General features: G+C 71.0%; 17 protein-coding genes. 13 read left to right on the top strand and 4 right to left on the bottom strand.

What is annotated here, in order from left to right:
- Positions 1-37 precede the first annotated feature (37 nt).
- From xseA to DIZ27_RS03595, 3 genes are all read left to right on the top strand, one after another.
- Positions 38-1,246 (top strand): exodeoxyribonuclease VII large subunit, encoded by a 1,209-nt coding sequence (xseA, locus tag DIZ27_RS03605; RefSeq protein WP_109376796.1) that lies wholly within the window; start codon positions 38-40, stop codon positions 1,244-1,246.
- Between the two features lie 9 nt (positions 1,247-1,255).
- The gene (locus DIZ27_RS03600; protein WP_109376795.1) at positions 1,256-1,531 is read left to right on the top strand and encodes an exodeoxyribonuclease VII small subunit; all 276 of its coding nucleotides are present in this window, start codon (positions 1,256-1,258) and stop codon (positions 1,529-1,531) included.
- 143 nt (positions 1,532-1,674) lie between these two features.
- A complete protein-coding gene (locus DIZ27_RS03595) occupies positions 1,675-2,265 on the top strand; it encodes a malonic semialdehyde reductase (RefSeq protein WP_109376794.1) in 591 nt (196 codons plus the stop codon).
- Positions 2,266-2,346: 81 nt separating this feature from the next.
- Here the strand turns inward: DIZ27_RS03595 and DIZ27_RS03590 are convergent, their stop codons facing one another.
- Complete coding sequence (locus DIZ27_RS03590; RefSeq protein ID WP_109376793.1) at positions 2,347-2,880, bottom strand: DUF4245 domain-containing protein; 534 nt, start codon at positions 2,878-2,880, stop codon at positions 2,347-2,349.
- A gap of 123 nt (positions 2,881-3,003) precedes the next feature.
- Here DIZ27_RS03590 and glpX point away from each other — a divergent pair, with 123 nt between their 5' ends.
- Positions 3,004-4,038 (top strand): class II fructose-bisphosphatase, encoded by a 1,035-nt coding sequence (gene glpX / locus DIZ27_RS03585; RefSeq protein ID WP_109376792.1) that lies wholly within the window; start codon positions 3,004-3,006, stop codon positions 4,036-4,038.
- 90 nt (positions 4,039-4,128) lie between these two features.
- On the opposite strand, the gene DIZ27_RS03580 is transcribed toward glpX, so the two are convergent.
- Both DIZ27_RS03580 and DIZ27_RS03575 read right to left on the bottom strand, forming a co-directional pair.
- Positions 4,129-4,506 carry a WhiB family transcriptional regulator gene (locus DIZ27_RS03580; RefSeq protein ID WP_109376791.1) on the bottom strand — a complete coding sequence of 126 codons (378 nt, stop codon included), beginning with the start codon at positions 4,504-4,506 and terminating at the stop codon, positions 4,129-4,131.
- A 197-nt stretch (positions 4,507-4,703) separates the two neighbouring features.
- Positions 4,704-5,393: a DUF1707 domain-containing protein gene (locus DIZ27_RS03575; RefSeq protein ID WP_109376790.1), complete on the bottom strand. Its 690-nt coding sequence runs from the start codon at positions 5,391-5,393 to the stop codon at positions 4,704-4,706.
- 263 nt (positions 5,394-5,656) lie between these two features.
- On the opposite strand from DIZ27_RS03575, the gene DIZ27_RS03570 reads away from it, so the two are divergent.
- The 5 genes from DIZ27_RS03570 to DIZ27_RS03550 all read left to right on the top strand — a co-directional run bounded on the left by DIZ27_RS03570 (position 5,657) and on the right by DIZ27_RS03550 (position 13,740).
- The gene (locus tag DIZ27_RS03570; protein ID WP_181383357.1) at positions 5,657-7,348 is read left to right on the top strand and encodes a fumarate hydratase; all 1,692 of its coding nucleotides are present in this window, start codon (positions 5,657-5,659) and stop codon (positions 7,346-7,348) included.
- 412 nt (positions 7,349-7,760) lie between these two features.
- A complete protein-coding gene (locus DIZ27_RS03565; protein ID WP_258308218.1) occupies positions 7,761-8,729 on the top strand; it encodes a M28 family metallopeptidase in 969 nt (322 codons plus the stop codon).
- A gap of 248 nt (positions 8,730-8,977) precedes the next feature.
- On the top strand, positions 8,978-10,381 hold the full coding sequence (locus DIZ27_RS03560; RefSeq protein WP_109376787.1) for an aspartate ammonia-lyase: 1,404 nt from the start codon (positions 8,978-8,980) through the stop codon (positions 10,379-10,381).
- A gap of 107 nt (positions 10,382-10,488) precedes the next feature.
- On the top strand, positions 10,489-11,220 hold the full coding sequence (locus DIZ27_RS03555) for a DUF402 domain-containing protein (RefSeq protein ID WP_109376786.1): 732 nt from the start codon (positions 10,489-10,491) through the stop codon (positions 11,218-11,220).
- Positions 11,221-11,613: 393 nt separating this feature from the next.
- Positions 11,614-13,740 carry a SpoIIE family protein phosphatase gene (locus DIZ27_RS03550; protein ID WP_181383356.1) on the top strand — a complete coding sequence of 709 codons (2,127 nt, stop codon included), beginning with the start codon at positions 11,614-11,616 and terminating at the stop codon, positions 13,738-13,740.
- 94 nt (positions 13,741-13,834) lie between these two features.
- Here DIZ27_RS03550 and DIZ27_RS03545 read toward each other — a convergent pair whose 3' ends face one another.
- Positions 13,835-16,126 carry a transglycosylase domain-containing protein gene (locus DIZ27_RS03545; protein WP_109377013.1) on the bottom strand — a complete coding sequence of 764 codons (2,292 nt, stop codon included), beginning with the start codon at positions 16,124-16,126 and terminating at the stop codon, positions 13,835-13,837.
- 271 nt (positions 16,127-16,397) lie between these two features.
- Between DIZ27_RS03545 and DIZ27_RS03540 the strand changes: the two genes are divergently transcribed.
- The 4 genes from DIZ27_RS03540 (at position 16,398) to DIZ27_RS03525 (ending at position 18,969) form a co-directional block, all read left to right on the top strand.
- On the top strand, positions 16,398-17,333 hold the full coding sequence (locus DIZ27_RS03540) for an SPFH domain-containing protein (RefSeq protein ID WP_109376785.1): 936 nt from the start codon (positions 16,398-16,400) through the stop codon (positions 17,331-17,333).
- Positions 17,330-17,602 (top strand): hypothetical protein, encoded by a 273-nt coding sequence (locus tag DIZ27_RS03535; RefSeq protein WP_109376784.1) that lies wholly within the window; start codon positions 17,330-17,332, stop codon positions 17,600-17,602. Before DIZ27_RS03540 ends, DIZ27_RS03535 begins: the two co-directional genes overlap by 4 nt.
- A 156-nt stretch (positions 17,603-17,758) precedes the next feature.
- Positions 17,759-18,283 (top strand): PadR family transcriptional regulator, encoded by a 525-nt coding sequence (locus tag DIZ27_RS03530; protein ID WP_109376783.1) that lies wholly within the window; start codon positions 17,759-17,761, stop codon positions 18,281-18,283.
- On the top strand, positions 18,280-18,969 hold the full coding sequence (locus DIZ27_RS03525) for an ABC transporter ATP-binding protein (protein WP_109376782.1): 690 nt from the start codon (positions 18,280-18,282) through the stop codon (positions 18,967-18,969). The genes DIZ27_RS03530 and DIZ27_RS03525 overlap by 4 nt, the downstream gene beginning before the upstream one ends.
- Positions 18,970-19,022 lie beyond the last annotated feature (53 nt).

The raw sequence follows: 19,022 nt of genomic DNA, 5'->3' as shown, positions 1-19,022 counted from the left end.
GGCCTGCGTTGTCGGTGGCGCACACTACTCTCGCGGCATGGCTCTCAACACGTCTGCGGAAGCGCCCATCCCGGTCGGTGAGGTCTCGCGGCTCATCGGGGGGTGGATCGACCGGCTCGGCGCGGTGTGGGTCGAGGGGCAGATCACCCAGCTGTCGCGGCGTCCGGGCGCCGGGATGGTGTTCCTGACGCTGCGGGACGCCTCGTACGACGTCTCCGTCGGCGTCACCTGCTACCGACAGGTGTTCGACGCCGTCGCCGACGTCGTGAGCGAGGGCGCGCGCGTCGTGGTGCACTGCAAGCCCGAGTGGTACGCCCCGCGCGGACAGCTGTCGCTGCGGGCCGCCGAGATCAGGCCGGTCGGGGTCGGGGAACTGCTCGCCCGGCTGGAGCAGCTGAAGAAGTCCCTCGCGCGGGAGGGTCTTTTCGCGCCGGAGCTGAAGAAGCCGCTGCCGTTCCTGCCGCGGTTGATCGGGCTGGTCTGCGGACGCGCCTCGGCCGCCGAGCGGGACGTGCTGGAGAACGCCCGACGCCGCTGGCCCGCCGTCCGCTTCGAGGTGCGCAACGTCGCCGTGCAGGGGGTGCACGCGGTGCCGCAGGTCGTCCAGGCCGTGAAGGAGCTGGACGCGGTCGACGAGGTGGACGTGATCGTCGTCGCGCGGGGCGGGGGCAGCGTGGAGGACCTGCTGCCGTTCTCCGACGAGCAGCTGGTGCGGGCGGTGGCGGCCTGTCGTACGCCGGTCGTCTCCGCGATCGGGCACGAGCCGGACAGCCCGCTCCTGGACCATGTCGCCGACGTGCGGGCCTCCACCCCGACGGACGCCGCCAAGAAGGTCGTCCCGGACGTGGGCGAGGAGTACGAGCGGGTGCGGCTGCTGCGCGACCGCGCGCGGCGCTGCGTTCAGGCGTTCGTCGACCGGGAGGAGCGGGGGCTGGCCCACGCCCTGGCCCGGCCGTCGATCGAGGATCCGTACCGGATGGTCGACGCGCGGGCCGAGGAGGTCACGGCGCTGCTCGACCGGGCCCGGCGCTGTCTGCGGCACCAGCTGGACCGGATCGACTCCGAGCTGACGCACACGCACGCGCGCGTGGTGGCCCTGTCCCCCGCCGCGACGCTCGAGCGCGGGTACGCCGTGCTGCAGCGGGCCGACGGGCACGCGGTGCGCGATCCGGGCGAGGTGGAGCCCGGTGAGGCGTTGCGGGCCCGGGTGTCCGAGGGTGAGTTCACTGTCCGAGTCGATGCGTAGGGTGGGCGGATGACCAGCAAGAAGGACCAGTCGACGGCGGCCTCGGCCGAGGCCGAGGCGCTCGGTTACGAGCAGGCGCGGGACGAGTTGATCGAGGTCGTGCGCCGCCTGGAGACGGGCGGTACGACGCTGGAGGAGTCGCTCGCGCTCTGGGAGCGGGGCGAGGAGCTGGCTAAGGTGTGCCGGCGCCGGCTGGACGGGGCACGGGCCCGGCTGGACGCGGCGCTCACGGAGGAGACCGGGGGTGAGGGCTCCGAGGGCTCCGGGCGGGGAGGCGCCGGCTGACCGCGGCTGTGAAGTGGGCCACCGGGCTCCGCATTTAATTGAAGATTGAACTTCATTGGCGTAACGTCGTTCCCGTCAGCCGATACGTGGCACCACCACGGACTTGGCTCACGGATCCGACGTATATCCCGAGAAGGTTCCCCATGTCTCTCGTTCTTGACCCCGCCGCCCAGGACCTGCTGTTCCGCGAGGCGCGCACCGCCAACACGTTCACCGACGAGCCGGTGACCGACGAGCAGATTCAGGCGATCTACGACCTGGTCAAGTACGGCCCGACCTCCATGAACCAGTCGCCGCTGCGCGTCACCCTGGTCCGCTCCCCCGAGGCCCGCGAGCGCCTCGTCCAGCACATGGCTGAGGGCAACGCGACCAAGACGGCCGCCGCCCCGCTGGTCGCCATCCTTTCCGCGGACAACGAGTTCCACGAGGAACTGCCGCAGCTCTTCCCGCACTTCCCCGGGGCCAAGGACATGTTCGCCGGCGACCGCTCGATGCGGGAGGGCCAGGCCTCCCTGAACGCCGCCCTGCAGGCCGCGTACTTCATCGTCGGCGTCCGCGCCGCGGGTCTGGCCGCCGGACCGATGACCGGCTGCGACTTCGAGGGCATCCGCAAGGAGTTCCTCGACGACGACCACACCCCGCTGATGGTCGTCAACATCGGCCGCCCCGGCGAGAACGCCTGGTTCCCGCGCAGCCCGCGCCTGGAGTACGACGAGGTCGTCACCACCGTCTGATCGTCGCCTCGCGGCATACGGCAGGACCCCCCGACACGTCGTGTCGGGGGGTCCTGCCGTATGCCTGCCGTCGCGAACCGGTCAGTCGGCCGATTCGGTGCGCAGGGCCTCGGCCATCCGCGTCAGCTGGTCGAAGGAGGCCGTGCCCGTCACCACCGTGGTCGAGCCCTCGGGGTCCTCGTGCACCAGCGCGTCGTAGTGATCGCCCTCGTACCGGGTCCAGGTCCTGCCGTCGATCTGCTGGGTGGTCCCGGTCTTCTCCGCGCCCTGGGTCGCGTCCTCGATGAAGACCACCGGCTTCTCGGTGGACTGCTCGACCGCCACGTACTCCCCGTCGGGAGCCCGGTAGCCGAGGTGCCAGGACTCGAAGTCCTCGCTCCGGAAGCGGACGGAGGTGGGTTTCCACGCCTCGGGCAGCCCCTCGGGCGCGGCCACCGCGTAGGAGGCGGCGCGGCGCGCGGTCAGCAGGTCGACCCGGTAGTCGACGCGCCTGAGATCGGGCTCCGAGTCGTCGTGCGGGATGAACAGCCAGATCACTCCCGCGACGAGCAAGATGAGACCCAGGGAGAGAACCATGTCCCGGGCCGATTTCTGCGTGCTGTTCGTTCCTGCCACGCCCCTATCGTCGCAGGTGCCCGTCGCGCTCATCCGTGGGGTCCCCTGCTCATTTTGTCATCCCGGCGCTAGAGTCAACCCATACCCTCATCCGGCCGTCGTCGTACAGAAAGGTGCGCTCCGATGACCGAACACCATCAATTGCCGTCCGAGCTCGATGTGCCCTCCGAAGCTCCCGACCGCAACCTCGCCCTGGAACTCGTCCGGGTCACCGAGGCGGCGGCGATGGCCGCGGGGCGCTGGGTCGGACGGGGCGACAAGAACGGCGCCGACGGCGCCGCGGTACGCGCCATGCGCACGCTCGTCTCCACCGTCTCGATGAACGGCGTCGTCGTCATCGGCGAGGGCGAGAAGGACGAGGCCCCGATGCTCTTCAACGGGGAGCGCGTGGGCGACGGGACGGGGCCCGAGTGCGACATCGCCGTCGACCCGATCGACGGCACCACGCTGACCGCGAAGGGCATGACCAACGCGATCGCCGTGCTCGCCGCCGCCGAACGCGGCTCGATGTTCGACCCGTCCGCGGTGTTCTACATGGACAAGCTGGTCACCGGGCCCGAGGCGGCCGACTTCGTCGACATCGACGCGCCGGTCTCCGTGAACATCCGCCGGGTCGCCAAGGCCAAGCGGGTCACGCCCGAGGACGTCACCGTGGTGATCCTCGACCGGCCGCGGCACGAGGGCATCATCAAGGAGATCCGGGAGACCGGGGCGCGCATCAAGCTGATCTCCGACGGCGACGTGGCCGGCTCGATCCTCGCCCTGCGCGAGGGCACCGGCATCGACCTGCTGCTCGGCATCGGCGGCACCCCCGAGGGCATCATCTCGGCCTGTGCCGTGAAGTGCCTCGGCGGCACCCTCCAGGGCAAGCTGTGGCCGCAGGACGACGCGGAGCGGCAGCGCGCGATCGACGCGGGGCACGACCTCGACCGGGTGCTGACCGACGCCGACCTGGTCACCGGGGAGAACGTCTTCTTCGTGGCCACCGGCATCACCGACGGCGAGCTGCTGCGCGGGGTGCGCTACCGCTCCGAGACCGCCACGACCGACTCCATCGTGATGCGCTCCAAGTCCGGCACGGTCCGCCGGATCGACTCCGAGCACCGGCTGAGCAAGCTGCGCGCCTACAGTGCGGTGGATTTCGACCGGGCGAGGTAGCTCCCGCCGGGTTCGCCGAAGGACGTGCGGGTGACCCACGGGTGTGCGGTCCGTGGGTCCCCGTGGGTCTGCCTCGCCGAACGGTGCGCCTCAGCCGGCCGCCGCTATGGATCCCGTCGTGCGCGCCGCCTTCTGCAGTTCCAGGTCGCGGCGGCGGCGCCGGGCCAGGACCACCCGGCGCTCGGCGGCGGTCAGGCCGCCCCAGACGCCGTAGGGCTCGGGCTGGAGCAGGGCGTGTTCCCGGCACTCGACCATCACCGGGCAGCGGCCACAGACCCGCTTGGCGGCCTCCTCGCGGGAGAGCCGGGCGGCCGTGGGTTCCTTCGAGGGGGCGAAGAACAGCCCTGCCTCGTCACGCCGGCACACCGCCTCGGTGTGCCAGGGCGCGTCCTGATCCCTGTCTCGCGTCGGCACCCGCCGGGCCGGAACGGCAGCTACCTGCAGGGACGAATGCGGCGGTTGCGGCACGGGTCTACTCCTGACGACGGATTCGCGAGCGAGAGACGATGCAGCAAGGCCTACCCGCTGTGCGCACGCCTATGCACTGAGTTCCGAACCGCGGCTTCCGGCACCGGAATTCGGCACGGACCACCTCCGCGCCCCGCGGACGCGGTGCCTTCGCCCACCCCGCCGCACGAGCGCCGGAGCGTCAGAGCGTCAGAGCGTCAACGGTCCAGGCCCTTGCGCTTGTCCACCGAGCGCTGCACCCGGTCGAGGATGTCCGCCACCAGCTTGCCCCGCTTGGGCCGCGCCTCGATGTTGCCCAGCACCGACCAGCCGTCCACGTAGACCACCGGGGCCTCGGGGTCCTCCGCGTCCAGCGAGGCGACCTCGAAGTTGCCGAGCACGCCACCGCCCATACCGCGCAGCGACACGTTCTGCGGGACGCGGACCTCGACGTTGCCGAAGACCGAGAAGGCCTTGATCACGACCTGCTGGTGGTCGAAGAGCGCCTCGCTGAGGTCTATCTCGACGTTGCCGAAGACCGCGTACACATGGATGCGGCGACCGGCCCGCCAGCGGCCCTTGCGGGTGGCGGAACTGAAGATCGCCACCACGTTCTCGTCGGGGTCCGTCGGGATGGCACCGGCGGTGGGGCGGCTCGGCGCCGAGGCATGGACCGCGCGCCTCTGGTGGGCGGCCGGCAGATCCCGGACGAACACCTCGAGCTCCCCGGCCGTCTTGGCAGTCAGCACGCCCTCGACACGCTCCGCGTGCTCGTCGGCGGTCAGCCGGCCCTCCGCGAGGGCCTCGCGCAGGAGGTCGGCGATGCGGTCACGGTCCGCGTCCGAGACGCGCAGGTCGGCGGCCGGCGCGGCACCGCCCTGGGGCTGGGCATGCTTCTGAAGGTCCACGGCAGCAGCGTACCCAAACGCGATAGATCGCGACCAGCCCCTGTCGGGAACTACTCGTGAACGAGTCCGGAACTCGTCGAAAACCTCTCCGCGCCCCCATGAGGACCCGTCACCCCCCCATGAGAACCCGTCCGCAAACCTGTCGGGAACTTCGGAAACCACTGAGGACAACCTCACAAGCCCACCCGCGGCGACAGGCCATACGCTGGTGAGCGCCCGCCGACGGAGGCGGGCGGCCGTCTGTCGAGTGAGGAATGGGCGAGATGCCTGAGTTCGAGTACGCCGATCTGCTCCCCATGGGAGAGGACACCACCCCCTACCGGCTGGTGACCTCCGAAGGTGTCTCCACCTTCGAGGCCGACGGACGGACCTTCCTCAAGGTGGAGCCGGATGCGCTGCGCAAGCTCGCCGAAGAGGCCATCCGCGACATCCAGCACTACCTGCGCCCCGCGCACCTCACCCAGCTGCGCCGCATCATCGACGACCCCGAGGCCTCGTCCAACGACAAGTTCGTCGCCCTGGACCTGCTGAAGAACGCCAACATCGCGGCGGCCGGCGTGCTCCCCATGTGCCAGGACACCGGCACCGCGATCGTCATGGGCAAGCGCGGTCAGAACGTCCTCACCGAGGGCGGCGACGAGGAGGCCCTGTCCCGGGGCATCTACGACGCCTACCAGAAGCTCAACCTGCGCTACTCCCAGATGGCGCCGCTGACCATGTGGGAGGAGAAGAACACCGGCTCCAACCTCCCCGCCCAGATCGAGCTCTATGCCACCGACGGCGACGCCTACAAGTTCCTGTTCATGGCCAAGGGCGGCGGCTCCGCCAACAAGAGCTTCCTCTACCAGGAGACCAAGGCCGTTCTGAACGAGACCTCCATGATGAAGTTCCTGGAGGAGAAGATCCGTTTGCTCGGCACGGCCGCCTGCCCGCCGTACCACCTGGCGATCGTCGTCGGCGGTACGTCCGCCGAGTACGCGCTGAAGACCGCGAAGTACGCCTCCGCGCACTACCTCGACGAGATCCCCACCGAGGGCTCCCCGCTGGGCCACGGCTTCCGGGACAAGGAGCTGGAGCAGAAGGTCTTCGAGCTGACGCAGAGGATCGGCATCGGCGCGCAGTTCGGCGGCAAGTACTTCTGCCACGACGTCCGCGTGGTCCGCCTGCCGCGGCACGGCGCGTCCTGCCCAGTCGCCATCGCCGTCTCCTGCTCCGCCGACCGCCAGGCCGTCGCGAAGATCACCGCCGAGGGCGTCTTCCTGGAGCAGTTGGAGAAGGACCCCGCGCGGTTCCTGCCCGAGACGACGGACGAGCAGCTGGCTGAGTCCAATAGCGGCTCCGCCGCGGGAGAGGGCGACGTCGTCAAGGTCGACCTGAACCAGCCGATGGACGCCATCCTGGCGGAGCTCACCAAGTACCCGGTCAAGACCCGGCTCTCGCTCACCGGCCCGCTGGTGGTGGCCCGCGACATCGCGCACGCCAAGATCAAGGAGCGGCTGGACGCGGGCGAGGGGATGCCGCAGTACCTCAAGGACCACCCGGTGTACTACGCCGGTCCGGCCAAGACGCCCGAGGGCTACGCGTCCGGCTCCTTCGGCCCGACGACGGCCGGCCGCATGGACTCCTACGTCGAGCAGTTCCAGGCGGCCGGCGGCTCCAAGGTGATGCTGGCCAAGGGCAACCGCAGCAAGCAGGTCACCGACGCGTGCGAGGCGCACGGCGGCTTCTACCTCGGCTCGATCGGCGGCCCGGCCGCCCGGCTCGCCCAGGACTGCATCAAGAAGGTCGAGGTCCTGGAGTACGAGGAGCTCGGCATGGAGGCGGTCTGGAAGATCGAGGTCGAGGACTTCCCGGCGTTCGTGGTCGTCGACGACAAGGGCAACGACTTCTTCCAGGACCCGGCACCGGCACCGACGTTCACGACGATTCCGGTGCGGGGGCCGGGACTGGCGTAGTGCCCGGGGGCGGCGGTCGAGGGTTTCAGCTCCCGCCGCCCCTTCCCTTCCCGGCTCCGAGGGCGCGCCCCTGGCCCCCTTCGGCCCTGAACGGGTCCCGCCCTCGAACGCCGGACGGGCCGGGGCGGCCCACCACCGCCCGCAGTTCGCCCTCGACCGGCCGGGACAGCTCGACACCGACCGTGCCCTCACGGCGGATTCCGGCCCCGGAAACGCCCGTGGGGGCTGCTGCGGGGTTCCGCGTGCCCGGATGACGGACGCCGTGTTCCTTTTTTGGACAACCTGCCCACACGGGCCCCATTTCCGTTGACTCCCTCAACTTCCACTGTGAGCCTTCTCACCATTCTGACATGCACACGCTATGTCGGACTCCCTGTGGCCCACCCCACGGCCACTCCCCGAAGGAGACAGTGTGAGACGACGATTCGCCGTGGCGAGCTTCTCCCTCGCCGTCGTGCTCGGCTGCGGAACACTCCCCGCCGCGGCCGCCGCTCCCGCGGACACGAGCCGGTCCGCCCTCGCCGCGGACGCGCTCGCCGCGCCCGACGTCGACGTGACGAAGGTGCAGGCGCACCTGAGCGAGCTCAGCGCCATCGCCGGCCGCAACGGCGGCAACCGCCGCTCCACCACCCAGGGGTACCGCGACTCCGTCGCCTACGTGAAGGGCAAGCTGCAGGCGGCCGGTTACACCGTCACCGAGCAGCCCTGCACCTCCGGCTGCACCAGCGGAGCGGGCCCCAACCTGATCGCCGAGTGGCCGCGGGGCGACGCGAACAACGTCTACATGTTCGGCGCCCACCTCGACGGCGTCTCGGCGGGCCCCGGCATGAACGACAACGGTTCCGGCTCGGCCGCACTCCTGGAGAACGCCCTGACCCTGGCCCAGCAGAACCCGGCCATGCGCAACCGGGTCCGCTTCGCCTGGTGGACCGACGAGGAGCAGGGCCTCAACGGCTCGAAGTTCTACGTCCGTTCGCTGTCCTCCACCCAGCGCTCCCAGATCCGGGCGTACTACAACTTCGACATGGTCGCCTCAACCAACGGCGGCTACTTCATCAACCACATCACCTCGTCGGCCGCCGCGCCGATGAAGGCGTACTGGGACTCGCTGGGCCTGCGGCCCGAGGAGAACACCGAGGGCGCGGGACGCAGCGACGACTACCCCTTCGAGCAGGCCGGCATCCCCACCTCCGGCTACGCGATGGGCGCCAGTGCCCGCAAGACGTCCGCACAGGCCGCCAAATGGGGCGGCACTGCCGGTTCCGCCTACGACCCCTGCTACCACCGGTCCTGCGACACCCTCACCAACATCAACACCACCGGCCTGAACCGCGCGGCCGACGGCATCGCCCACACCCTCTGGCAGCAGGCCGTCTCCTGAAGCCGGAACACCGCCGGGTGGCCGTCTCCCCGCGGCCGGTGAGAGCGCGTCCCGGCGGACGGGCCCTCTGACCGACGACGCGTGCCTCCGCGCACCTGGTCGGCGCCGGCCTCCACGCGGTACTCCGCCCCGCCGCCCCCTCGCGGCGGGGCGGAGTCCGTTCCGGGTACCCGCGCGCGATGCTGGCAAGGGGCCGGCAGGAATACACCCGGCCCGCACCACTGCTGTGGACTTTCGGAGGTACGACGATGACGACCACGGACGACAACCGGCACTACCGCATCGAGCACGACTCCATGGGGGAGGTGAAGGTACCGGCCGACGCCAAGTGGCGGGCGCAGACACAGCGGGCCGTGGAGAACTTCCCGGTCTCCGGGCAGCGCATCGAACGCGCCCACATCGAGGCCCTCGCCCGGATCAAGGGCGCCGCCGCGAAGGTGAACGCGGACCTCGGGGTGCTGGACGAGGACATCGCCGAGGCGATCGGCGCGGCGGCCGGTGAGGTCGCCGAGGGCACATGGGACGAGCACTTCCCGGTCGACGTGTTCCAGACGGGCTCGGGCACCTCGTCCAACATGAACACCAACGAGGTCATCGCCACCCTGGCGACCGAGCGGCTCGGGCGGGCCGTGCACCCCAACGACCACGTCAACGCCTCCCAGTCGTCCAACGACGTCTTCCCGTCCTCGATCCACATCGCCGCCACCGCCGCCGTCACCCGGGACCTCGTGCCGGCCCTGGAGCACCTCGCGGCCTCGCTGGAGCGCAAGGCCGAGGAGTTCGCCGACGTGGTGAAGTCCGGGCGGACGCACCTCATGGACGCCACGCCCGTGACCCTGGGGCAGGAGTTCGGCGGGTACGCCGCCCAGATGCGGTACGGGGTGGAGCGGCTGCGCGCCTCCCTGCCCCGGCTCGCCGAACTCCCCCTCGGCGGGACCGCCGTCGGCACCGGCATCAACACCCCGCCCGGGTTCTCGGCCGCCGTCATCGAGGAGGTCGCCCGGGTCACCGGGCTGCCGCTGACCGAGGCCCGCGACCACTTCGAGGCACAGGGCGCCCGGGACGGGATCGTGGAGACCAGCGGTCAGCTGCGCACGATCGCCGTCGGGCTGACGAAGATCGCCAACGATCTGCGCTGGATGGCCTCCGGTCCCCGCACCGGCCTCGCCGAGATCGCCCTGCCCGATCTGCAGCCCGGCTCCTCGATCATGCCCGGCAAGGTCAACCCGGTCGTCCCGGAAGCCGTCCTCATGGTCTGCGCGCAGGTCATGGGCAACGACGCGGCGGTCGCCACCGCGGGCGCCTCCGGCAACTTCGAACTCAACGTGATGCTGCCCGTCATCGCGAAGAACACCCTGGAGTCGATCCGGCTGCTCGCCAACGCCTCCCGGCTGCTCGCCGACCGTACCGTCGACGGGATCGTCGCCGACCGCGAGCGGGCCCGCGAGTACGCTGAGTCCTCCCCCTCCGTGGTCACCCCGCTCAACAGGTACATCGGCTACGAGGAGGCCGCGAAGGTCGCCAAGAAGGCGCTGGCGGAGCGGAGGACCATCCGCCAGGTGGTCCTGGAGAGCGGGTACGTCGAGCGCGGCGACCTCACCCTGGAGCAGCTCGACGAGGCCCTGGACGTCCTGCGGATGACGCGCCCGTGAAGCCGTGCGGCCCAGGTCTGTGTCCCCGTCATGTCCCTGCCGTGCCGCACGGGTGAACCGTGACGGGGACCGCAGCGTCGGGTTCCACGGGCACCTAATATCTGCCCATGACAGAGGGCGGAGCGGCAGGACGAGGGAAAGCGGGCGGCCCACGGCACGGAGACGGGGCGGCGGGCACCCCGAAGGGCCTCGGGGGCCACTGGGCGCCCGGGACGCAGGTGCTGTGGCGTTACCGGGAGAACGGCGGCGCGCACATTCACATCGCGCGCCCCGTCACGGTCGTACGCGACGATCCCGAACTGCTCGCCGTGTGGATGGCGCCCGGCACCGAGTGCGTGAAGCCGGTGCTCGCCGACGGTACGCCCGTGCACCGGGAACCGCTCCCGACCCGGTACACCAAGCCCCGTACGGTGCGGCGCGACCGCTGGTCCGGGACCGGTGTGCTGAAGCTGGCCCGGCCCGGCGACCCCTGGTCGGTGTGGTTGTTCTGGGATCCGGGCTGGCGGTTCAAGAACTGGTACGTGAACCTGGAGGAGCCGCTGGCCCGTTGGGCGGGCGGGGTGGACTCCGAGGACCACTTCCTGGACATCTCCGTTCATCCTGACCGCAGTTGGCACTGGCGTGACGAGGACGAGTTCGCGCAGGCCCAGCGGGACGGGCTCGTGGACGCCGCCCTGGCCAGAAGGGTGCGGAAGGCCGGCCGGGACGCGGTGGACGTGATCGCCCGGTGGGGTGCGCCGTTCTCGGACGGCTGGCAGAACTGGCGCCCGGATCCGGCCTGGACGGTACCGTCACTGCCACCGGACTGGGACCGCACTCCCGCGCATCTGTCGTCATGAGACTCTTGATGCACCCCGGGGCAAGAAACGTAGGATCGTCCTCCGCAAGGCACGGAGCGGCAGCAACTTCCTTAACACGCTCCGGGCTTGACCGGACGTCACCGAGGGGCGGCAGGACGTGAGCGAGGGGTACGGCACCACCGGTGCGGGCCGGGGACGGTCGGCAGGCGGCACAGGAACAACCTCTGACCACGCGGGAATTCCGTTCCGGGGGCACACGATCCGGGTATCGGAGTTCCGGCGGGACGTACCGTGCGCACGGCGTGCGTCCCTGCCCTCGCACCCGCGGGGCAGGCGGGAATGCAGGTACGCCAAGTACGCCGAGTACGCCGAGTACAACGAGTGCTACGAGGACCACGAGTACTGCGAGGACAGGGACATGGCCCCGGACGGATGGACTCGACACGCGTGACGGAGCAGCCGACCTCCTACGAGCGCCCGGAACCGGGCGCCACCCCCGCGGATGCCCGCGGGGCGCTCCTGCCCGCCTCGACACCGGCCCACGGGCCGGGTGTGACATCGTCGTCAGCGGCGGGCCCGGCGGGCGGCCCCGGCGCCGAGCACTCCCAGCCGGGCGCCGGGCAGGACGCCGGACCGGACGCGCACCGGCCCCGGCCCGCGCCCGAGGGCATCCCGCTGCAGCCGGCCGGAGAACCCGGAGCACCCGGAGCACCCGGAGAGCAGGGCCACAAGCCCGACGCACCGGACGGCCCGGCACCGGACGGGCCGTCGCAGGACCGTTCCGCGCGGCTTCCCGGCGGTTCGGAGCGTCGCACCGGGCAGGTGACGGCGCCCGGGCGGCCCACTCCGATGCGACGGGACGGGGACCGGCTGAGGTTCGTCGGCGCCGCGACCCGGCGGATCGCCCGCGGTATCGATCTCGAAGAGATCGTGATGGGGCTGTGCCGGGCCACCGTGCCCACCTTCGCCGACACGATCCTGGTCTATCTGCGCGAGCCGCTGCCGGTAGGCGACGAGCGGCCCACCGGTCCGCTGGTGCTGCGGCTGCGCCGCAGCGACCGGATCCCGGCCGCCCGCGACACCGAGAACGGGTTCGTGCCGGCCCTCCCGCCCGAGCCGTCCGCGCTGGACTCGGTCGGCGCGGAGCGGTGCACGGTGCGGCCCGGCAGCGCGCTCGCCGAAGTGCTGCGCGGCGTACGGCCGGTGTTCACGGACGCGCCCGCCGCCCGGGCCGCGCTGCCCGAACTCCTCGGCGAGGAGGGCGGGGCGGCCGTGCCCGACGGGCAGCGGGCGATCCTCGCGCCGCTGCGCGGCCGGCGCCGGGTCATCGGCGCGGCCCTGTTCCTGCGCGGCCCCGAGCGCACCGCCTTCGAGGCCGACGACCTGCTGGTCGCCGCCCAACTCGCCACGCACAGCGCCCTCGGCATCGACAAGGCGGTGCTGTACGGGCGGGAGGCGTACATCGCCGACGAGCTCCAGCGCACCATGCTGCCGGAGAACCTGCCGCGCTGCACGGGTGTGCGGCTGGCCTCCCGTTATCTGCCGGCCGCGGAGACCGCGCGGGTGGGCGGTGACTGGTACGACGCCATCCCGCTGCCCGGCAGCAGGGTCGCGCTGGTGGTCGGCGACGTCATGGGGCACTCCATGACCTCCGCCGCGATCATGGGCCAACTGCGCACCACCGCCCAGACCCTGGCCGGGCTCGACCTGCCCCCGCAGGAGGTGCTGCACCACCTGGACGAGCAGGCGCAGCGGCTCGGCGCGGACCGCATGGCGACCTGTCTGTACGCGGTGTACGACCCGGTCGCGCACCGCATCACCATCGCCAACGCCGGTCATCCGCCGCCCATCCTGCTGCCCCTGGGCGGCCGGGCCGAGGTGCTGCGGGTGCCCGCGGGCGCCCCGATCGGGGTCGGCGGCGTGGACTTCGAGGCCGTGGAGCTGGAGGCGCCGGCCGGGGCGACGCTGCTGCTCTACACCGACGGGCTGGTCGAGTCGCGGCTGAGGGACGTGTGGACCGGCATCGACCAGTTGCGCGACAAGCTCGCCGCGACCGCGCAGTTGACCGGCCCGGATCATCCGCCGCCGCTGGAGGCGCTGTGCGACGAGGTGCTCGACATGCTCGGACCGGGTGACCGGGACGACGACATCGCGCTGCTCGCCGCCCGCTTCGACGGGATCGCGCCGAGCGATGTGGCGTACTGGTTCCTGGAGCCGGAGGACGCCGCTCCCGGCCGGGCCCGCCGACTGGCCCGCAAGGCGCTGTCCCGGTGGGGCCTGGAGGAGCTGACCGATTCGGTGGAGCTGCTGGTCAGCGAGGTGGTGACCAACGCGGTGCGGTACGCCTCCCGGCCGGTCACGCTGCGGCTGCTGCGTACGGACGTACTGCGCTGCGAGGTCGGCGACGACGTGCCGCAGCTGCCCCGGCTCCGGCAGGCGCGTGCCACGGACGAGGGCGGACGCGGCCTGTACCTGGTCAACCGGCTGGCCCGGCGCTGGGGCGCGACCCGGCTGAGCACGGGCAAGGTGGTGTGGTTCGAACTGAACCACGGCGGCTGAGCACAACGGCTGAACCACGGCGGCCGTACGGCACGAAGAGGTGTGGGGCGCCCGGTGACGTCACCGGGCGCCCCACACCTCTTTCTCGCCCCGTCTACTCCTCCGCGCGGTCCGTCGGCTTGCCCGGGTCCTCCGGGACCTCGATCGTCGGCGGGGTGAAGGGCGGAGGCGTCGGCGTCGTGGTCGTCGGCTCCTCGGTCGGGGGTTCGGTGGTGGGCGTCTCGGTCGTCGGCTCCTCGGTCGGCGGCTCGGTGGTGGGCGCCTCGGTCGTCGGCTCCTCGGTCGGCGTGTCCGACGGCGTCGGGGTGGAGGACGACGGCGACGGCGGCGGCTTGACGGCCGCGCCCTGGCTGGTCTCCAGGTCGAACCTGCTGGTCTTCTCCATCACGCCGAAGGTGTACGCCGACCAGATCTGCGCCGGGAAACCACCGCCGTTGACCCGGTCCTCGCCGCCCGCGCCGTACATCTCGACCTGCTTGTGCGGGGGCTTGTCGTCCTCGCCGAACAGGCCGACCGCGGTGACCAGGTCGGGGGTGTAGCCGGCGAACCACGCCGACAGGTTGTTGTCGGAGGTGCCGGTCTTGCCGGCGACCTGCTGGCCGCCGCGCAGCGGATGGTCCCGGACGGCCGCGCGGGCCGTGCCGTCGTCGACCACGCCGGTCAGGACCGAGGTCACGGTGTCGGCGGCCTCACGGCTGATGACCTGCTCGCCGACCGCGTCCGGGGCGGTGACGGTGCGGTCGAGGTGCTCCGCCGACTTCAGGATCGTCGGGGTGGTCTTCTTGCCGTGGTTGTCGAGGGTGGCGTAGACACCGGCCATCTCCAGCGGGCTCGCGCCCATGGAACCCAGGGTCTGGGCGGGCACCGCCTCCAGCTTCTCGACGTTCATGCCGAGCTTGCCGGCGGTCTCCATCACCTTCTCCATCCCGATGTCGACGCCCATCTGCGCGAAGACGGAGTTGACGGACTTGTTCATGGCCGTCTGGACGGTGATGTCGTCGTAGTCGACGTCGCCCTGGTTCTCCGGGGCGAACCCGACCTGCCTGCCGTTCTCGACGACGGGGCGCTTGCTGGTGCCGTCGTAGACGGTGTTGGCCGTGATCGGCTCGCCGTCCTGGGTCTCAGCCTGCTCCTCGACGGCGGCGGCCAGGATCACCGGCTTGAAGGTGGAAGCGGGCTGGTAGTCGGGGCGGGTGGCGTTGTTCCAGTAGTGCTTGAGGTAGTCCACCCCGCCGTACATCGCCACGACCGCGCCCGTCTTCGGGTCCACGGACACGGCGCCGGCCTGGACGTCGGCGTCGACCTTGCGTTCCTTCGGGTCCAGCTTGTCGATGAGCTGGCTCTTGACCGCCTTCTCCAGCGCCGCCTGCTTCTTCTTGTCGATGTTGAGCGTGATGGTCCAGCCGCCGAGGTCCACCAGGGCGTCGGCCTGCTTGGCGTCCTCGACGGCGCCCTCGGCGACCAGTTGCTTCTTCAAGGCGCTGTTGGCCGCCTCCACCAGGTAGCCGGTCTGGCCCGCCATGCCCGGGTTGCCCTTGGGGGCCTCCGGTACCGGGAACTCCATGCCGGACCGCTCGGAGGCGTCCAGCCAGCCCTGCCCGACCATGTTGTCCAGTACGTAGTTCCAGCGGTTCTTGACCAGCTTCTTGCCGGTCTCCGAGGCCACCGCCCAGTCGTACTGGCTCGGCGCCTGGAGGAGCGCGGCGAGGTAGGCGCCCTGCTCGACCGTGAGCTCCTCGCTGTCGACGCCGTAGTAGGCCTGCGCGGCGGCCTGGACACCGTAGGCGCCCCGGCCGTAGTAGCTGGTGTTCATGTAGCCGGCGAGGATGTAGTCCTTGGACTTCTCCTGGTCCAGCTTCAGGGAGATGACGAGTTCCTTGAGCTTGCGGGAGACCGTCTGGTCCTGGGTCAGGTAGTAGTTCTTCACGTACTGCTGGGTGATCGTCGAACCGCCCTGCGCGCCCTTGCCGGAGAGGGTGTTCAGCACACCGCGCGCGGTGCCCTTGAGGTCGACGCCGGCGTCCTTGTAGAACGTCTTGTTCTCGGCGGCGACGAAGGCCCGCTGGACCGGCTTGGGAACCTGCGCCAGCTCGACCACCTCACGGTTGACCTTGCCGTCGCGGGCCATGATCGAGCCGTCGCCGTACTTGTAGACGTTGCTCTGTTCCTGGGCGTCGGCGTTCCCCTCGGGGATGTCGATCACCATGTACAGCACGATGAAGGCGCCCATGCCGAGCAGGCAGAGCCCGAAGAACGTGCCGAGGATCTTCTTCCAGGTGAACAGGCGGCGTATCCGGCCCCGGCCCTGCCCACCCGACGAACGGCCCCCGGATGCCACACGGTGCCCCCCGCGCTGTCGTGCGCGTCGTTCTTCCGCTCGTCCCATGGGTCCGCTCTGCTCCGCTTCGTTCATGTGTGCGCCACTGCCACACGGGTTCGTCCCTCTGGTCAACTCTGCAAGCTAACACCGGGAGGTATGACAAACGGCCGCTGATCCGATCTTTACGGACGTGACAATCAGCACCCGCCCCACTGGAACCGACGTGCGAACGGTGGTCAAGGTTGCCGCGATCCGTTAAAGTGATATCACTTAGATAGGCAGGCGCTAGCGGTGCGAAGGTCGCGCGGCGGGCGCCCCGAAAGGCGGGGGATCACCCATGTCCACACATGACGCGCAGGTCACGGCCGTGGTGCCGGAGATGCCGGCACCACGCGTACGGGAGAAGGCGGCACACAGCATCGGCGGCGGGCTGGCCCTGATACTCGGACTGGCCGGACTGCTGCTCGGCGTCGGACTGGCCGTCAGCGCCACGGCGGTCACCGGGGACGGACTGAAGGCCCTGCTGATCGTCAGCGGCATCCTGATCGCCATGGCCGCGTTCCTCGCGATGTGCGGGCTGAACATGGTCGCGCCGGGTGAGGCCCGCGTGGTCCAGCTCTTCGGGCGGTACCGGGGCACGATCCGGCAGGACGGCCTGCGCTGGGTGAACCCCTTCACCTCACGCACCAAGATCTCGACCCGCGTCCGCAATCACGAGACCGCGGTCCTCAAGGTGAACGACGCCTACGGCAACCCCATCGAGCTCGCCTCGGTCGTAGTGTGGCGGGTGGAGGACACCGCGCAGGCCACCTTCGAGGTGGACGACTACGTCGAGTTCGTCTCCACCCAGACCGAGGCCGCCGTCCGGCACATCGCCATCGAGTACCCCTACGACGCCCACGAGGAGGGCGGCCTCTCGCTGCGCGGCAACGCCGAGGAGATCACCGAGAAGCTCGCGGTCGAGCTGCGCGCCCGGGTGGAGGCGGCCGGCGTCGAGATCATCGAGTCCCGCTTCACCCACCTCGCCTACGCGCCGGAGATCGCCTCGGCGATGCTCCAGCGGCAGCAGGCGGGCGCGGTCGTGGCGGCCCGGCAGCTGATCGTGGAGGGCGCCGTGGGCATGGTCGAGACGGCGCTGGCCCGGATCACCGAGCACGACATCGTGGAACTGGACCCCGAGCGCAAGGCCGCGATGGTGTCCAACCTGATGGTGGTGCTCTGCGGCGACCGCGCCGCGCAGCCGGTCCTCAACACGGGATCCCTCTACCAGTGACCACCCCCTCCGATCCCCCCGAGGGCAGGGCTCCTCGGCGCAGGCCGCAGCAGCAGCGCAAGCAGGTGCTGCTGCGGCTGGACCCACTGGTGTACGAGGCGCTGGCGCGGTGGGCCAACGACGAGCTGCGCTCGGCCAACGCGCAGATCGAGTTCCTGCTGCGCCGCGCCCTCGCGGAGGCGGGTCGCCTCCCCGGCGAGGCGGGCCCCCTCCCCCGCCGAGGCCGCCCACCGGCCCAGCCCCCCGGCGACTCTCCCAAGTCCGGGTGACACCCCACCCGGGCCCCGGCGCCCACGGCACCCCGGTGACAGAACCGTGACAATGGGCCCCCACCTGGGCTTCCGCGCCCTCCCTCGCACCCTCCCCGGCGCTCTGCACACGCGTTGTATACACGGAGCGTATACACCGTGTGTAGAGTCCTCCGCATGTCCATCGGTCACACCCTTCTCGGGCTCCTGGAGTCCGGCCCCCGCCACGGTTACGACCTGAAGCGGGCCTTCGACGCGACGTTCGGTCACGACCGGCCGCTGCACTACGGCCAGGTCTACTCGACGATGTCCCGCCTGCTGAAGAACGGACTCGTCGAAGTCGACGGCATCGAGGCCGGCGACGGCCCCGAGCGCAAGCGGTACGCGATCACCGAGGCCGGCGTCACCGACGTCGCGCGCTGGCTCGCCACACCGGAGAAGCCGGAGCCGTACCTCCAGTCGACGCTCTACACCAAGGTGGTGCTCGCGCTGCTCACCAGCCGCGACGCCGCCGACATCCTCGACACGCAGCGTTCCGAGCACCTGCGCGGCATGCGCGTCCTCACCGAGCGCAAACGCCAGGGCGACCTGGCCGACCAGCTCATCTGCGACCACGCCCTTTTCCACCTCGAGGCCGATCTGCGCTGGCTGGAGCTCACCGCGGCGCGCCTCGACAAGCTCCGTGAGGCGGTCACCCGATGACGATCCCCGCCGGATCCCTGCTCGCCGCCCGGGACCTGCGCAAGGCGTACGGCCCGACCACCGCGCTGGACGGCGCCGCGTTCTCCATCCACCCCGGCGAGGTCGTCGCCGTGATGGGCCCCTCCGGGTCGGGCAAGTCGACCCTGCTGCACTGCCTCGCCGGGATCGTCACCCCCGACTCCGGCTCCATCACCTACGACGGGCGCGAACTGACCGCGATGAACGACTCCGAGCGCAGCAGGCTCAGGCGCTCGGAGTTCGGCTTCGTCTTCCAGTTCGGCCAGCTCGTGCCGGAGCTGACCTGCGTGGAGAACGTCGCCCTGCCGATGCGGCTGAACGGCACGCCCCGCAAGGAGGCCGAGCGGGCCGCCCTGTCCTGGCTCGAGCGCCTCGAGGTGGACGACGTGCGCGGGAAGCGGCCCGGTGAGGTCTCCGGCGGTCAGGGCCAGCGGGTCGCCGTGGCCAGGTCGCTGGTCACCGGCCCGCGGGTGCTGTTCGCCGACGAGCCGACCGGCGCGCTCGACTCGCTCAACGGCGAGCGCGTGATGGAACTGCTCACCGACGCCGCGCGGTCCACCAACGCCGCCGTCGTCCTCGTCACGCACGAGGCGCGGGTCGCCGCGTACTCCGACCGCGAGATCGTCGTGCGCGACGGGAAGTCCCGGGACATGGAGCACGCCGTATGAGCGGGACGCACTCCGGCGGGACGGAGGGGCAATCGCCCGCCGCCCGTACCGAG

It is taken from the genome of Streptomyces sp. NWU339 (genome assembly GCF_003143855.1).
In the GTDB taxonomy this organism is placed as follows: domain Bacteria; phylum Actinomycetota; class Actinomycetes; order Streptomycetales; family Streptomycetaceae; genus Streptomyces.
This window is presented reverse-complemented; position numbering and strand designations above follow the sequence as displayed.

Bases quoted from the DNA above. Each gene is read 5' to 3' on its own strand.
- xseA (WP_109376796.1), top strand. From the start codon at position 38: ATGGCTCTCAACACGTCTGCGGAAGCGCCCATCCCGGTCGGTGAGGTC.
- DIZ27_RS03600 (WP_109376795.1), top strand. From the start codon at position 1,256: ATGACCAGCAAGAAGGACCAGTCGACGGCGGCCTCGGCCGAGGCCGAG.
- DIZ27_RS03595 (WP_109376794.1), top strand. From the start codon at position 1,675: ATGTCTCTCGTTCTTGACCCCGCCGCCCAGGACCTGCTGTTCCGCGAG.
- glpX (WP_109376792.1), top strand. From the start codon at position 3,004: ATGACCGAACACCATCAATTGCCGTCCGAGCTCGATGTGCCCTCCGAA.
- DIZ27_RS03570 (WP_181383357.1), top strand. From the start codon at position 5,657: ATGCCTGAGTTCGAGTACGCCGATCTGCTCCCCATGGGAGAGGACACC.
- DIZ27_RS03560 (WP_109376787.1), top strand. From the start codon at position 8,978: ATGACGACCACGGACGACAACCGGCACTACCGCATCGAGCACGACTCC.
- DIZ27_RS03555 (WP_109376786.1), top strand. From the start codon at position 10,489: ATGACAGAGGGCGGAGCGGCAGGACGAGGGAAAGCGGGCGGCCCACGG.
- DIZ27_RS03550 (WP_181383356.1), top strand. From the start codon at position 11,614: ATGGACTCGACACGCGTGACGGAGCAGCCGACCTCCTACGAGCGCCCG.
- DIZ27_RS03545 (WP_109377013.1), bottom strand. From the start codon at position 16,126: ATGGGACGAGCGGAAGAACGACGCGCACGACAGCGCGGGGGGCACCGT.
- DIZ27_RS03540 (WP_109376785.1), top strand. From the start codon at position 16,398: ATGTCCACACATGACGCGCAGGTCACGGCCGTGGTGCCGGAGATGCCG.
- DIZ27_RS03530 (WP_109376783.1), top strand. From the start codon at position 17,759: ATGTCCATCGGTCACACCCTTCTCGGGCTCCTGGAGTCCGGCCCCCGC.
- DIZ27_RS03525 (WP_109376782.1), top strand. From the start codon at position 18,280: ATGACGATCCCCGCCGGATCCCTGCTCGCCGCCCGGGACCTGCGCAAG.